Raw genomic sequence first — 15,051 nt, forward strand, 5'->3', positions numbered from 1 at the left:
AGCCTCACCTGGGGACTCGTGCGGACGGGGACTCGTGCGGACGGGGGGCGTCGGTCGTGGCGGCGCGGGGAACGGAGGCGGTGCCGGGAACAGTGGCGGTGCCGGCCCGGACAGCGGTGCCGCCGACCGGGCGCCGGTCGTGCAGGGCGTCCAGGACGGCCAGCGGCTCGGCGGGCAGCGCGGGCAGCAGGCCGGGGCGCGGCGCCCACGGCTTGACCCGCACCCCGTGGTAGTCGGACCCGGCGGTGGCGACCAGGCCGAGCCGCTCGGCCGCCTCGGCGAGCCGGGCGCTGTCCGCCGGGGTGTGCCAGCTGGTCCACACCTCCAGCCCGGCCAGCCCGGCCGCGCGCAGCGGCTCCAGCAGCGCCGCGCACTCCGGGGCGGCCAGCCCGGCGGTGTGCGGGCCGGGGTGGGCGAGGACGGCGACCCCGCCCGCCTGCCCGATCCAGGACAGCACGTCCACCAGGTCGGGGTTGACCGGGTGTTCGACGTGCAGCGGCCGACCGGGCCGGCACCAGTCGGCGATGAACCGGGCGAACCGGTCGTCGCCGTCGGCGTACGGGGCGAACCGGGGGTCGTCCCGCGCCGCCTCCAGCAGCAGGGCCAGGTAGTCGTTGACGTAGGCCACCCGGTCGCCGCCGATGCGGCGTTCGACGTCCGCCCGGTCGAGCGGCACGCCGAGGGACTGCGCCCGGTCGGTCCAGGTGCGCCACCAGGCCAGTTCGGCGTCGTGGACGCGCCCGATCCGCTGCCGGAACGGTTCGTCGCCGGGGTCGACGAAGTAGGCGAGGCAGTGGGTCTCCTCGCCGCGCCAGCTGGTGGTGATCTCGCAGGCCGGTACCACGGTGAGGCGCCCGCCGGCGGCCCGCTCGAAGGCGGCGACGCCCGCGACGGTGTTGTGGTCCGTCACGGCGGCGACCCGCAGCCCGGCCTCCACGCACCGCCGGGCCAGCTCGGCCGGGGCCTCGTCCCCGTCCGAGTGCCGGGTGTGCAGGTGCAGGTCGACCGGGGTGGCCAGGGTGGCGGGCGCCCCCCGCATCAGCCGGCTCCGGGCAGGGTGCGCCGCCAGGAGGCGGCCAGCCAGCGCTCGTACTCGGGACCGGACGGGTCGTCGACGACCAGGCAGAGCGGCTCGATGATCCGCCCCGCGCCGCCGGCCAGGCCGCCGTGCAGCATGGTCAGGTTGTGGCCGAGCAGCAGGTCGCAGTGCTCGCCCGGGGCGAGCACCTCCCAGCGCCGGCGGAACGCCGCCCAGGTCAGGCCGGTGGCCGTCAGCAGCTGGTGGCAGAAGAGCCGGGCCGCCTCGCCCCGGCACTCGCCGCAGGCGCAGCCCTGGGCCAGCAGCACCGCGGCGGGGTAGCGCCGCCGCTCCTCCTTGGTCAGCACCGCCTCGCTGTGGTGGAAGGACAGGCCGTGCCAGAACGGCTCCTCCAGCCCGAGCATGGCGCCCACCGAGGGGTAGGCGCAGCCGTGCTCCGACTGGCGCGCCAGGCCGCGGCTCAGGTTGTCGCCGAGCCAGCGGGCTGCGGTGGCCGCCGGGTCGTCCCCGCGGTCGATGCCGCGCCGCTCCAGCACGTCGTCGATCACGCCGAGCCAGTCGTAGTACGTGGTGACGCTCAGCCCCTCGCCGACCTCGGGCAGGAAGATGCCCTGGTACATCTTGTGCGCGGGGGTGGTGGTGTACCCGGAGTCGCCGTAGGTGCGCCGGGCCGGGTCCCAGTCGGGGGCGTCCTGGAGGCTGGGCGTCAGGTACGAGCAGTGCTGGCCGTCGTGGTGGGGCAGCAGGGTCCGGGTGGTGTAGCCCTCGGGCACGTAGGTCCGCTGCGCCCGGTCGACCTCCAGCCGCATCCGCGCGGGGGCGCCGCGGGCGATCAGCGCGGTGCGCACGCGCTCGACGATGCCGGTGGACAGCCGGCGGCTGTCCTCGATCCCGAGCCGGAGCCGGCCGATCCGGAAGACCGCGTAGCCGACCCGGTGGATGACCTCGACGGCCTCGGCGGCGAGGGCGTCCAGCGCCTGCTCGCGCTCGGCGGGGGCCCCGGAGACCAGCCGGGAACAGTCGAACTGCGCTTCGTGGGGCGTGAATCTCACCGGTGCTCCAGGGGTGCGGAGGTGGGGCCGGGGGCCCAGGGCGCGAGTTCGGCCGGGGCTCCCTCGGTGCGGAACAGGAACTCGAAGAGCAGCCGGGCGGCGATCTGCGCGGTGCCGCCCGACGGGTCGTAGCGGGGCGCGATCTCGGCGATGTCGACGGCGCCGACGGGCAGCGCCCGCAGCTCCTCGTAGACGTCGAGGAGGTCGCCGATGCCGATGCCGCCCATGGTGACATGCCCGGTGCCGGTCGCCGCGGCGCTGTCGAGCACGTCGATGTCGAGGGAGACGTAGACGGTGTCGCAGCGCGAGCCGAGCTCCTCGATCACCGGGCGCAGGGCCGCGGCGGCGCCGTCCCGGGTGATCTGGGAGCCGGGCACGACGTGGAAGCCGCTGTCGATCAGGCCGCGGAACTGGTCGTACTTGGTCACGTCCCCCACGCCGACGAAGGCGATGTCCTCCGGGCGCATCTGCGGGATCTCGCTGATCCGGCGGGAGTTGGAGCCGTGGTAGAGCGGCCCGTGCAGGGTGCTCCAGTTGCCGAAGTCGAAGTGGTGGTCGATGTTGACGAACCCCACCCGGCCGGCGCCGCGGTCGAGCCGTCCGGCGCGGAAGCCGGCGAAGGTGGGGAAGGTGCACGAGTGGTCGCCGTTGAGGAAGACCAGGTTCGGGGCGTTGCGGCTGAGCCGGCGGCTCTCGGCGGCGACGGCCTGGAAGGTCTTCACCGTGTCCGTCGGGTAGATGTGCAGGTCGCCGGCGTCCGCGACGCGGGGCGCGTGGTAGCGGAAGGTCTGCCCGGTGCGGGTGTCCAGCATCCGCCACTGGCCGAGGCTGGTGAGGTAGCTGGAGAAGACCAGGCTGGCCTGGCGGATCGCCCGCGGCCCCTCCGCGGCGCCGGGGCGGGAGCTGGCGGTGGCGTCGAAGGGCACGCCGGACACCACCCAGCCCCGCTCGCCGACGTCGACCTGGTCGGCGGTGGTGGTGGGGGCGCCGAAGAGGGTGCCGACGCCGGCCCAGCCCGGCAGCGGGTCCTGCTCGAAGTCCTCGGGCTTGACGCTGTTCTGGAGCGCTTCGAAGTCGGGCAGCTCGGTCATGTCAGCTCTCCTGCACGGCGGGTGCGACGGGTGCGGCGGCGGGCAGCGGGTCGCGGATGATGGCGTGCGCGGCGGCGATCTTCTCCTGGAACAGCTCCCAGCTGTCCTCCGGGGACAGGTGCCGGGGCCGGTAGACGACCGGGGCGTCCTCCCGCCAGTCGGCGAAGTCCCAGTTGAAGATGCGCTCGCGCAGCCGGGGGAAGTCCGGGGTGAGCGGGTACGGGACGAAGTTGTAGAGGTTGAAGAGCCACAGCGCCGATTCGTTCTCCCGCATCCAGCTGACGGTCTGGCCGTGCGCGGCCTCCGTCTCCTCGTCCAGGCCGCCCATCATGTTGAGGACGATCTTCAGCCCGGCGTCGCTGAGTTGACGGATCTTCGAAGTGTAGTCGTCCAGGCCGCGGGAGAGCTTGTTGAGCCGCTTCAGCATCTGCGAGTCGGCGGACTCGAAGCCGAGCTCCACGGCGACGACGCCGAGTTCGAGCATGGCCTCGACGATCCACTCCTTCACCTGCATCACGTGGGTCTGCACGATGAAGCGGTAGCCGGGGCGGTCCCGGAAGACGTCCAGCAGGTTGGCGACGGCCTCGCGGGACTGGCCGAAGGTCTTGTCCCCGATGTAGAAGAGCCGGGTGTCCGGGAACCGGCTGGTCAGCTCGTCCACCTCCTGGGCGAGCGCGTCCTTGGCGACCAGGGTGAGCTGCTTGCTCCAGGCGTCGCCGCAGAACGAGCACTGGTACAGGCAGCCGTGGCTGGCGTTGAGCCGCAGCAGCGGCACCCGGCCCTGGTAGCCGCCGAGGTGGCGGTAGTCCGGCGCCCAGGTGATCCGGTCGGACACCAGGCCGGGCAGCAGGGGCTTCTCCAGGCTGCCGCCGGACCCGGAGGCGAGTTCGACCAGCCGGCGCACGAAGGTCGCGTCGAGCTGGCCGCGGTGCACGGCGTGCACGGCGCCGTCCGGGGCGAGCGGGGCCATGTTCCCGCCGAGGACGACGCGCCGCCCGGCGTGCTCCAGCCGCTTGGCCACCTCCAGCGCGAGGCGGAGGTTCTGGGCGAGCGGGGACATCAGGACCAGGTCACCGGGGGCGGTCGCGTCGAGCAGCGGCTCGGCGCAGTCCTCCGGCTCGGCCGGGGTCCGGGACAGGTCGCGGAAGACGGAGTCCAGGCCCGCGGTGTTCAGCAGGGCGGTCAGGTGGGCGACCCACAGCGGCATCTCCCACAGGCCGTCGGTCGGGATGAAGTACTCGGGCAGCAAGGCCCGGAAGCGCCGGTCGTAGTCGTCGTAGTAGCGCGACAGGTTGGGGTCGGGGTCGTGGCTGGAGGGGAAGGGCAACTGGACGATGCAGCTCTTGGTCATGGCCGTGCCTTCGGTCGGTGAGGGCGTGGGGTCCTCGACGTGGAGCACTCAGTGGGGACGGCGCGAGAAGACCGCACAGCGCAGCTCGCTGGTGTGACGTTCTCCGTCGATGTCGAGCCAGAGGTGCTCCGGGGCGGGGAGCATTTCGCTGAACTCCAGGGGAGCGGCCGTCCTCCGGGCGAGCCGGAAGACCTGCCGGACGATGAGGGGCGAGTCCCAGTCGACGTAGACCGGTTTCGGCTCGCCGGGGATCTTCAGGAAGCCGCGGCGCGGCAGGCCGAGTTCGCGGCACAGCCGGCGGGCGGCGGCGAACTCGGCGGCGTCGCCCTTGGACCGGTGGACGCCGGGGCTCCAGCCGCGCAGGGCCTCGGCGGGGACGCGCCAGCGCTCCCGGTGCAGCACGATCCGGCCGCAGCGGATCCGGGGCACGTGGTCGCGGTCCCGGTCACGGACGCCGACGCCGCCGAAGTGCCGGGGGAAGGCGAACGGGGAGAGCGGGTCCTGGCGGATGCTGGGGCCGCCGGCCAGCGGGGCGAGCAGCTTCAGCCGGCCCTCGACGCCGTGGGCGCGCAGTTCCACCCGCTCGGGGGTGGCCACCAGGTACAGGCCGCCGGGCTGGAGGACGTCGCCGCGGGCCTTCGGGGAGAGCCCGTACACCTCCAGGTCCGGGCAGGGGTACGTGAGTTGGGCGCCGGTCTTGTCGGGGTGCGAGCGGGAGAGGTCGACCAGCACCTCGTCCTCGTCGAGCAGTCCCCGGTAGCGGGCGTGGATCTCGTCGAGCAGCTCCGGCGCCTCGGCCTGGAGCATCGGGGCGAAGCTGGAGTGGGTGAGCGCCTCGCGCACCGCGTGGCAGTCGCCGACGACGGCGAGGAAGTCCCCGCGGGCGATCGCGGCGGCGTCCGGCGCGGCGAGCATGACGTCCGGGTTGCACAGCGCGGGCGGGGTGTCCGGGTGGCGGGCGAGCAGCTCCTCCAGTCGGGCCCGGTCGACGACGCTCTCGTGCCGGCCGTCCTCGGCGCCGTCCAGCAGCAGGTCGACGACCTCCCGGTCGAGCGCCGCGATCTCCCGGTCCACCTCCTCGCACTCCCCGGCCAGCCGCGGCTTGTCGGCGAAGAAGGCGGCGTAGAAGTCTGGCAGCGGTACGGGTGTGCCGAGGCCGAAGCGCCGCGCCGTCCAGCGGTGCAGGATCGCCAGTTCGCGGCGCACGCGCAGCCGGGGGACGAGCAGCGTCAGGTCGTAGACCGCGGACAGCTCGCGGCCGATCAGCCCGGCGACGTCCGGGCCCAGGACGACGTCCCGGACCGGGCTGTACGCCTCCTCGTAGAGGATGGCGCGGTCCGCGTAGTGGCGGCCCTCGGAGCGGTTGGCGGCGGCGCCGGTGACCTCCTCGAAGGTCGCCTTGAGCTCGCCGAGCAGGGCCGCGCGCTCGGCCGTCGGGCCCTCGGCGAAGCGGCGCAGCCCGTCCTCGAAGCGGCGCACCACGGCGCGGTCGGGGGAGTCGTCGGCGAGGTGGCCGGCCAGTGAGCGCAGCACGTCGGTGGACCCGATCGGGATCTCCCAGCGCCCGATCAGCCAGTCCTGGTCGACGAGTTCGGCCAGCACCCGGTCGAAGCTCCGGTCGGCGGGGCGGTCCGGGCGCCGGGCCCAGCCGGCGCGCAGCTGCGCCACCGTGCGCTCTCCGTCGCAGTGCTCCCAGAGCCAGGAGCGATCGGCGTCGAAGGTGTCGGACTTCACCGCGACGAAGCGCCAGCCGTCCGGCATGCCGGTGGTGGTCTCGAAGGCGTACAGCCGGACCACGGGGCCCTCGGCGAAGGCGAGCGGCCGCCGGCGGGGGCGCACCGTCTCGAAGGTCTCCGGCCGGGCGCTGAACACCTCGGCCAGCGCCTCGCCCGCCCAGTGGCTGAGCAGGGCGATCCGGCGCAGCGGGCCGGTGGACCAGCTGACGCCGGCGGCGGTGCCCTCCGGCGCCGTCCGGGCGACCGCGAGCGGGCCGAAGTGCGAGTGGGTCTCGTTCTTGGTGGTGACCCGCTGGAGGTACATGGCGAGCAGGTCGGTCATCCGCCGGACGTGCCCGTCCGACCCCTCGCCGCCGGAGGCGATCCAGGCGGTGAACTCCTCGAAACGGGCGTCGTTGGACAGCAGCAGGACCTGCTGGAGGGAGGGTTCGCGGAACAGGTCCACCACGGTGCGGCGGGCGTGGGCGAGGTCGGCGGCGTGCTCCTGCTCGAAGGTCGTCCAGTGGGCGTCCAGGGCCTGCGCCGCGTCCTGGTAGCGCTTGGCGAGGTCCAGGGCGGCCGGGCCGAGTTCGGCTTCGAGCCGGGCGAGGTCGGCGGGCGGGAAGGGGCGGAGCATGCCGACGCCGGAGGCGAGGTCGCCCCGGGTGCCGGCCCGCTCCGCGCGCAGCGCCGCCTTCAACCGGCGTCCCAGCTCGGCGGCTTCGTCCCGCAGGGTGAGCGCGGTGTCGGCGGCGCGGGTGGTCGAGGGGGCGACGACGCGGTCCAGCAGGGAGAGCGGGTAGCCCGCGTGGCGGAGCATCGCGACCGGGGCGAGCGACCAGCCGGTGCCGCCGTCCGCGTCGGCTCCCGGGGTGCGGCCGGCTCCCGGGGCGGCTTCCTCGGGAGGCCGCGTGTCGTCCAGGCGCCGCGTCGTCTCGTTCAAGATCGCCCCCAGCTGTGTGACTTGATCACGACAGTTCGTGACCATAACAACGTGTCGAGGGGGCTTTCAATAACGATGCGGTCACCACGCCGATTTCCGGCCAAGATTGACCGGCGGCCAACCGAAATCCGAGGTGGTGTGGCAGGGGCCTGACGTTGGGATGGCCGCGATCGACCCTATCGGGCCGGAAATTGACGCTGTCTCAAATCGCGGTGGGCGGCACGGCCTCCGGGAACCGGGCTCCGGCTCCTGGAGGGGTCACGCACCGTACGGCTCCCGCCGCGCGGGCCCGCTCACCGTACGGGCTCGACCGGTGCGGCGGGCTCGGGGTCGAGGAAGTCGCGCCGCTTGCGAAGCGGGGAGGCGAGAACCGGCACGGGGATCAGCAGGGTGCACAGGCAGCAGGCCAACAGGGCCGTGCGGTTGCCGACGGCCTCGCCGAGCACGCCCGCGAGCAGGGCGCCGATGGGGAAGACGCCCCAGGAGACGAACCGGACGGTGGCCACCACGCGCGGCAGCAGCTCCGGTGCGACGGCCGTCTGGCGGTAGGTGCGGCCGATGATGGCGAAGGTGACGGTGCAGGCGCCCCAGCCCACGTTGCCCAGCAGGAACAGGGACAGGCCCCAGCCCGAGGAGGTGAACGGCATGAGCAGCGCGGAGAGCGGGGCGACGAACAGCGTGAGGACCGCCGCCCGGGTGGCGCCCAGCCACTTGACCAGGGAGGTGGTGACGGCCGCGCCGAGGACCCCGCCCAGGCCCAGGCCGGCGATCAGGAAGCCCACGACGTAGGAGTCGGCCTCCACCGTGCGGACGAGGAAGACGGCGGTGAGCGCGTCGATCGCCGCGGTGGCGAAGTTGAACCCGGTGCCGACGAAGACCAGCCGGCTGATCACCGGGTGCCGCCGGACGTACTCGATGCCCTCGCGGATCTCGGCCGCCATGTTGCGCTCGGCCTTCCGCGCCCCGCCGCCGCGGGGCGAGGGGACGGTCATCAGCAGCGTCGCCGAGACGACGTAGCTGACCACGTCCGCGATCAGGCTGTACGCGGCGCCGAGCGCCTGGACCAGGCTGCCGCCGAGGGCCGGGCCCGCGATCTGGGAGACCGACTCGCTGCCCTGGATCATGCTGTTGCTGGCGATCAGCCGTTCCTTGGCGACCACCGCCGGCAGGTACGTCGAGTAGCCCACCTCGAAGATCACGCTCGCCACGCTGATCACGAAGGCGACGATCACGAGTTGGGCGAGGGTGAGCACGTCGAGGTAGACGGCGGTCGGCACCGACACCAGCGCCGCGGCCCTGAGCAGGTCGGCGCCGACGAGGACGGGGCGCAGCGGGAGGCGGTCCACGATCACCCCGGCCGGCAGCCCGAACAGCAGCCAGGCGCACATGCCCGCAGCCGCCACCACACTCGTCTCGAAGGTGCTGGCGTCCAGTTCGAGGACGGCCACCAGCGGCATCGCGACGGTGGTGACGGCCGTGCCGAAGGCACTGGTGCTGTGCGCGGTCCAGATCCGCCAGAACACCGAGCGGTCGGGCGGTGCGGGCTGCGTCGGGGACGTCATGGTGGGCTCCTACTAGACGGCGTGGGTGTCGTACAGTCGGCGGGGGCCGTCAGCGCAGCAGCGCCACTTCCTGATCGCGAGGACGCGGATGCGGGCCGGCTCGCACTCGACCCGCTCGGGGTGGAACCCCGTCGTGGCGAGGAGGCCGAGGAACTCGTCGGCGGTGTCGCCGTCCTCCCAGCGGGGACGGTCCATGTCCAGGTGCAGGGCGCCGTGCGGGACCAGCGCCCGGCAGTAGCCGTTCAGCACCGCCAGGGCTTCCTCGGGCGCGGAGAACGGTTCCTTGCGGCCGCACCAGATGCCGTTCAGCTCCCCGTCCCCGAATGCCGCGGGGTCGGGTTGCGTCTGGTCCAGGGCGATGGACGGCCGCCGACCGGTGACCTTGGCATAGATGGTCTCCATGCCCTCCAGCCGGCCGGTGTCGAGTTCCCGGCGGCCCGGGGTGAACTCGGCCACCCGGATGTGCGGGGTCGGCGGCAGCGTGCCCATGAATGCCTGCAGGACCGCCTCGTTGACGGGTGTGTCCATGAATGCCCTTCCCCGTTCCTCGGTGTGGTCAGTGACCGAAGTCCTCGATCAGTTCCTGGAGTGCCTCACCGCAGCCGCCGCAGCCCGTGCCCGCCAGGCAGCGGGCGCCGATGTCGGCCGGCGAGTGCGCTCCCGCCCGGATCGCGGCGACGATCTCCGCCTCGGAGACCGCTCGGCACACGCACACGATGCAGTCGGGGTCGGGGTCGTACACGGTCATGGTCGAGCCCCCCTGCGAGCCGTCGGATCAGCCGACCGCGATCCGCTTGCCGTCGATGACGAAGCAGCCGCGCTCCGGCTCGCGGGCGAGCAGATCGACGTCCGGGAAGAAGGTGCGGTGGGCGGTGAAGGACACCAGGTGCCAGATGTCGGACTCCGAGACGCCCAGGCCGCGGACGTTGGCGATCTGCTGGTCGATCGGCTGGGTGCCGGCCGCGACGACGCCCTCGTGCTGGTACCAGAGGGAGTTCTCGGCGTCGCGGTGGAGGTGCTGGCCGCCCAGGTCCGGGGTGTCGCTGCGGTCCGTCATCAGCATCATGTTCGAAGGACCGGCCAGCTCGACCGCCCGCTTGGCGATCGCGAAGTCGACGTGCTCGCCGTCGAAGTTGAGGCAGGCGGTGATCCGGCCGGCGTGCGCGGCGCGGATGATCGCGGCGGGCACCGGGCCGACCTGCTCGTGCAGGTCCGCGAGCGACCAGGAGGGCAGGTCGTACGAGGCGATGACCGCGTCGCGCTCGGCCTTCGCCCGGGACGTGCGGAACGCGTGCTTGACCAGCAGCGGCATCTCGTTGAAGAGGTGGTCCGTGATGACCCGGACGCCCCGGCCGGGGAAGTCCGCGGCCTCGGCCGCGCTGATCGCGGTCTCCACGCAGTCGGCACCCAGCTGGGGGTCCTCCCGGGTGAAGTGGCCCAGCGCCGGTCGGACGCCGCGCTCCACCAGGGTGGTGACGATCCACTCGAGGTCCGGGTAGCCCGCCGGCAGCGCCGGCGCGAGGTACGAGCCGGGCGTCAGCGCGTCGGGCGAGACCATGAGGTAGACCAGGCCGAGCGGACCGCAGGACGCGAGCTTCTCCCACTCCGCGCGGGACGGCGCCCAGACCGAGCTGGCCGGGGTGCCGCCGAAGCTGGCGACCAACGGGCCTTCCAGGGCGATCGCCCCGATGTGGGGGAGCTCGCCGTCGGCGCGCATCCGGGAGAACTCGCCCATGAACCCGACGAAGCCGTCGAGGCGCTCCTGGCGGAGGTAGAGCGTGGGGATGCAGACGATCCCCTCGGCCCGGGCGGCCTCGTCGAGCTCCTTCAGGTCCATCCGGCTGAAGTCGGAGAAGTCGACGTTGCCCAGGCCGTGGCAGTGGACCTCGACCGGCAGGCTCGGTACGAAGTAGCCGTCGGAGCCGGCGTCGGCGTTCGGCGCGTCGGACACGGACAGCCGGCCGTCGCTCCAGGTCACGGAGAGGGGTCGGGTGCGCTCGGGAGACAGCGAGGTGTTCGCTGTGAGCATGGTGGTCTTCATCTCTTTCCTATCGAGTCCATCTCGCGGTCCACCGCCACGTCCGACCTGGTGCAGGCGTCAGAAGACGACGGAGCCGGTCGTCGCGAGGTATTCCAGAATTTCCTTGGTGTCTGCGGTGGCGGTCTCCGCATCGATGCCGTACTCGGCGGCCAGCAGCCGGCCGATGTCGGCGATCGAGTTCCGTCCGTCGATCTGCTTCCAGATGAAGCTGGCCGTCTCGGACAGCTCGAAGGCGTCCTTGCCCACGGCCACGAGGAACTTGCCGCGCAGGTTGCGGACCCGGACGTCGGGCCGGTACGACGGAACCTGGTCGACGGAGAGGTCGGGCTGGTCTGCCATCAGAGGACCACGCTCATCGAGATCCGGCGGCACACGGGCAGCACTTCGTTGACCCACGCCGCGGGGTCGGCCGGGTCGAACGACTGCATCGTCTCCAGCGCCCAGTACTCGTCGAACGAGAGCACCGACTGCTCCACGGCCCGGAAGCGCCTGGCCCGCCACTTGGCGTTCTGGCCGTACTCGGCGTGCGAGGCGAGCAGCGCGTCCACGGCGTACTCCAGGGCGACGCGGGCCGAGAGCACCGCGCTCTCCAGGTCGCCGATCGCCATCTGCCCCACGGCGTCCTCGACGCGGGTGTCGGCGTAGTTCAGGCCGCGCTGCACCAGCACGGAGCCGAAGGCGGAGTCCTTGAGCTCCTGCGCGCGCCGGGTCAGCCAGTCCACGTTCTCGAGCGCCTGGCCGTGCCGCAGCCACTCCAGCGTGACCGTCTCCTGGCGGTCGAGCTGGACGCCCTCGCCCACGGCGCTCTCGAAGGCCTGGTGCGAGACCTTCGACAGGACGGTGTCGATCTGCTTGTCGGTCAGGTACCGCAGGTCGCAGCGGGTGCCGTCCGCGTAGGTCTCGATCGAGCGGAACTCGTCCGCGCCGAACGGGATCGGGGCGCCGCCGAGGCTGCCGCTCCACGGCTCCTCGGTGATGACGAACAGGTCGATGTCGCTGCTCGGGTTGCCCCAGCCGCGCACGATGGAGCCCGCCTGGAAGATGCAGAGCGGGGCGTCCGGGAGGAGGCCCTGGGCGCGCAACTCCGGTAGGCAGGAGGACGAGTTGTCAGCCATGGCTCTCTTTCTCTGAACGTTGGTGCTCGAGCAGGACGGACGGCGCGTTGTTGACCAGGTGGGCCAGCAGCGCGGGGAGGATCGAGCCGGACAGCGCGACCAGGGCCAGCAGGCAGAGGGCGGCCAGGAGTTCCACGGCCAGTACCCGCGGCGCCTTGCGCCAGTGGCTGTCGCCGACGTGGTGGCGGGCGATGAACGCGGCCGCGCCCAGGAGCGGGACCACGAGGCCGGCCGGCCCGGCCGCCGTGACGGCGAACGACCGGTACAGCGCCTCCTCACCGAAGGGCGCCAGGATGCCCGTCGCCACCCTGGTCCGCGCCTGGAGCGGGGTGGACGGGCCGACGAGGAAGGCCAGGTCGCCGGAGAGCAGCAGCCGGAAGTTCATCCCGCCGGCCAGCAGCAGGACCGCGGCCACTGCGAGCGCCACGGCGTACCACCACCAGGCCGTGCCCCGGGTGAGCCAGGGCATGTCGGTGGCGGCGGCGACCGCGATGAAGGAGATCGGGACGGCGACGGCGATCGCGTTCTCGCTCCAGTAGGCGGCGCCGGTGCGCAGGGTCCGCGGCATCCGCCACGGCAGCAGTCCGGCCAGGGCGTCCAGGGCGACGAGCGCGGCGGCGGCGCGCCAGGTCCCGCCCTGGGACCAGAGCGCCACCGCGAAGGCGACCATCACGGCCGCCGACAGCAGGCGCACGAGCTGCGGCGGCCAGGCCGCGCGGTCGAATGCGCGGGCCAGGAAGCCGGTGCCGGCGGCCGCGGGCGCCGAGGGCGGCGTACTCATCGCAGGACCGGCTCCCCGGCCCCGGACTCCACGGTGATCAGACCGACGGCCAGGGCCTCCTGGAACAGCTCGGCCACCTCGGCGAGTTCGCCACCGGTCTTGGCCAGCGTCTCGGCCAGGGTGAGGGTGCCGTCGAGGGACTGCAGCAGGGCCAGCCACGCGGCGTCCTCGGAGGCCGAGATCTCGTACTCGAAGCTTCCGTCGACCACCACGAACCACGAGTCCGGCTGCGCGGGCACGGTGGCGAGCAGGGCGTTGTCGGCCAGCGCGTAGACCGCCTGGCGGTCGATCTCCGGTTCGCTGACGACCCGGGCGAGGATCTCCGGGGCCTCGCGCTCCCAGTCGTCGACCTTCAGCTCCACCGGGGTGGGACGGGCGGCGGCCAGCGACGGCGCGGCTGGCAGCTGCGCGGTCATCGCCTCCAGCAGGCCGAGGTTGACGATCCGCAGCAGCAGCTCGATGCTGCCGGTGCTGGGGCTGCGCACCAGCCGGTCGAGGGTGGTGCGCAGCCCGTCGGCGTTGAGGTGGCGGCGCGCGTTGTCGCTGGACAGGGCCTCCTCGAGGAGGGCGGCGCCGTCCTGGGCGAGGATCCGGGTCAGGACGCGATTGGTGTGCCGGGCGCCCTCGCCGTAGAAGAAGTAGCCCTTGGGGCGGGTACGGATCTCCTCGGGCAGGATGCCCTTCATCGCCTCGCGCACGATGCGCTTGTCCCACAGCAGCGCGGAGCGGCGGGCGGCGGGGATCCGGGCGACGAGTTCGACGAGGCGGTGGTCGAGGAACGGGACGCGGGCCTCGACCCCGTTGCCGGCGGCGGTGCGGTCCTCGTGCCAGACGTTGTACTGCTCCAACGTGCGGTACTGCCAGGCGAAGTAGCCGGCGTAGTGGTCGTCCGCGTACGGCGAGGAGGGGTCGATGACCGCGTCGTTGAGCAGTGGGACGCCCTCGTGCTCCCACCAGTGGCCGAGCTTCGGGTTGCGCTCCAGCGCCTGCCGCCGGTGCAGGTCGCGCAGGTTGGCCTCGAAGGAGTCCCAGTCGCCGCCCTCGCCGGCGAAGTTCGGGATGTAGCCGCCGTTGATCTCGTCGGCGGCGGCGCCGAGCAGCATGCCCTTGATCTCGGGGAAGTTCTGCCGGGCGAAGCGGTGCATCTCGAACTTGTAGAAGACCTCGGGGCCCACCATCGGGGTCTCCGCCAGCCAGACGAGGTCGCGCCACTCCTGCGGGCCGGGGACGCGGTCGGAGCCGATGAGCACCTGGTGGTTCGTCAGACCCAGCAGCTCGGCGGTCCGGTGGCCGCCACGGGCGTCGCCGTTGAGGGCGGTGCCGGGTGTCAGCGCGGTGAAGGTCTGGAGGCCGCCGCCCGGGGCGAGCGCCGCGACGGCGGCGGAGTCGATGCCCCCGCTGAGGAAGAGGCCGAGCTCGGTGTCGGCGGTGGCGCAGTCGGCGACGGAAGCGGCGAGCAGGTCGCGGAACTCGGCGACGTAGTCCTCGTCCGTCATGTCGGAGTGGGCGTCGGGGCCGGGCAGTTCCCAGTAGCGGTGCTCGCTGGTGGCGCCGTCCTGGAGGCGGATCTGCAGGATCGTTCCGGGTGCCACGATCCGGATGTCCTCGAACCAGGTGGTGATGCGGCCGTGCACGAACCCGGGCGTGGCGTTCATGTCGTACTCGCTGAGCGCGCGGCTCCAGTCGACCCGGCGCGGGGTGGCGCCGTCCGCGAACAGGGCTTTCATCTCCGAGGCGAAGACGACGCGTTCGTCGTTGCGGTGGTAGTAGAGCGGCTTGATGCCGAAGCGGTCGCGCCCCATCAGCAGGACGCCGCGGGCGCGGTCCCACAGGACGAAGGCGAACATGCCGTTCACCCGGTCGAGGAAGCGCAGACCGTCGCGCTGGTAGAGGTAGAGGAGCACCTCGCAGTCGGAGCCGGTGCTCAGCCGGGTGCCGGAGGGCAGGCCGGCGGCGAGTTCCCGGTGGTTGTAGACCTCGCCGTTGGCGATCAGGACGAGGTTGCCGTCCGAGCTGACGAGTGGTTGGGCGCCGTCCTCCGGGTTGACCAGGGAGAGCCGGTTGAAGGCCATGCCCACGGGGCCGTCACAGAGCAGTCGCCGGTCGTCGGGTCCGCGGTGGGCGAGTGTGCGGGCGAACGCCTCCAGGAGTCCACCGGCCTCCTCGGGCAGGGCAGTCCCGTCGATCCGGGCCACCCCGGCGATGCCACACATTCTCCACACTCCGTCCGCTGAAAAACAGGAAAGCGAGCCACTCGAAATCGACCGGAGGCCCCGAAAGGTGCGCCACGCCCGTTTCCGGGCGTGGCGCACAACGCGTCATCAGACGCCGTTCGACAGGATGGTGCCCGTGCCGACCTTC

Annotated in this window: 13 protein-coding genes; all 13 read right to left on the reverse strand. The window is 72.7% G+C overall.

Annotated features, from left to right (window positions below; all coding sequences use genetic code 11):
• Positions 1–4: 4 nt before the first annotated feature.
• A complete protein-coding gene (locus ACFY0X_RS27955) occupies positions 5–1,039 on the reverse strand; it encodes a PHP domain-containing protein (protein WP_387758599.1) in 1,035 nt (344 codons plus the stop codon).
• Positions 1,039–2,091, reverse strand: a complete 1,053-nt coding sequence (locus ACFY0X_RS27960) for a hypothetical protein (protein ID WP_387758600.1) — start codon at positions 2,089–2,091, stop codon at positions 1,039–1,041. The genes ACFY0X_RS27955 and ACFY0X_RS27960 overlap by 1 nt, the downstream gene beginning before the upstream one ends.
• A complete protein-coding gene (locus ACFY0X_RS27965; RefSeq protein WP_387758601.1) occupies positions 2,088–3,182 on the reverse strand; it encodes an arginase family protein in 1,095 nt (364 codons plus the stop codon). The genes ACFY0X_RS27960 and ACFY0X_RS27965 overlap by 4 nt, the downstream gene beginning before the upstream one ends.
• 1 nt (position 3,183) lies before the next feature.
• Positions 3,184–4,533 (reverse strand): B12-binding domain-containing radical SAM protein, encoded by a 1,350-nt coding sequence (locus ACFY0X_RS27970; protein WP_387758603.1) that lies wholly within the window; start codon positions 4,531–4,533, stop codon positions 3,184–3,186.
• A gap of 48 nt (positions 4,534–4,581) precedes the next feature.
• Positions 4,582–7,191, reverse strand: coding sequence for a lantibiotic dehydratase (locus ACFY0X_RS27975; RefSeq protein WP_387758605.1), 2,610 nt, complete (start codon positions 7,189–7,191; stop codon positions 4,582–4,584).
• A 293-nt stretch (positions 7,192–7,484) separates the two neighbouring features.
• Positions 7,485–8,753, reverse strand: a complete 1,269-nt coding sequence (locus ACFY0X_RS27980; RefSeq protein ID WP_387758606.1) for an MFS transporter — start codon at positions 8,751–8,753, stop codon at positions 7,485–7,487.
• Between the two features lie 12 nt (positions 8,754–8,765).
• Complete coding sequence (locus ACFY0X_RS27985) at positions 8,766–9,281, reverse strand: hypothetical protein (protein ID WP_387758607.1); 516 nt, start codon at positions 9,279–9,281, stop codon at positions 8,766–8,768.
• Positions 9,282–9,309: 28 nt separating this feature from the next.
• On the reverse strand, positions 9,310–9,501 hold the full coding sequence (locus ACFY0X_RS27990) for a (2Fe-2S)-binding protein (RefSeq protein WP_387758608.1): 192 nt from the start codon (positions 9,499–9,501) through the stop codon (positions 9,310–9,312).
• Positions 9,502–9,528: 27 nt separating this feature from the next.
• Positions 9,529–10,794, reverse strand: a complete 1,266-nt coding sequence (locus ACFY0X_RS27995; RefSeq protein ID WP_387758610.1) for a hypothetical protein — start codon at positions 10,792–10,794, stop codon at positions 9,529–9,531.
• A gap of 57 nt (positions 10,795–10,851) precedes the next feature.
• The gene (locus ACFY0X_RS28000; protein ID WP_387758612.1) at positions 10,852–11,133 is read right to left on the reverse strand and encodes a PqqD family protein; all 282 of its coding nucleotides are present in this window, start codon (positions 11,131–11,133) and stop codon (positions 10,852–10,854) included.
• Positions 11,133–11,909, reverse strand: a complete 777-nt coding sequence (locus tag ACFY0X_RS28005; RefSeq protein ID WP_387758614.1) for a hypothetical protein — start codon at positions 11,907–11,909, stop codon at positions 11,133–11,135. The genes ACFY0X_RS28000 and ACFY0X_RS28005 overlap by 1 nt, the downstream gene beginning before the upstream one ends.
• Entirely contained in the window at positions 11,902–12,690 is a 789-nt protein-coding gene (locus ACFY0X_RS28010; protein ID WP_387758615.1) for a type II CAAX prenyl endopeptidase Rce1 family protein, read from the reverse strand. Before ACFY0X_RS28010 ends, ACFY0X_RS28005 begins: the two co-directional genes overlap by 8 nt.
• Entirely contained in the window at positions 12,687–14,903 is a 2,217-nt protein-coding gene (gene asnB / locus ACFY0X_RS28015; protein ID WP_387758616.1) for an asparagine synthase (glutamine-hydrolyzing), read from the reverse strand. Before asnB ends, ACFY0X_RS28010 begins: the two co-directional genes overlap by 4 nt.
• Between the last annotated feature and the right edge of the window lie 148 nt (positions 14,904–15,051).

This window comes from Kitasatospora sp. NPDC001547 (genome assembly GCF_042894165.1).
Taxonomy (GTDB): domain Bacteria; phylum Actinomycetota; class Actinomycetes; order Streptomycetales; family Streptomycetaceae; genus Kitasatospora.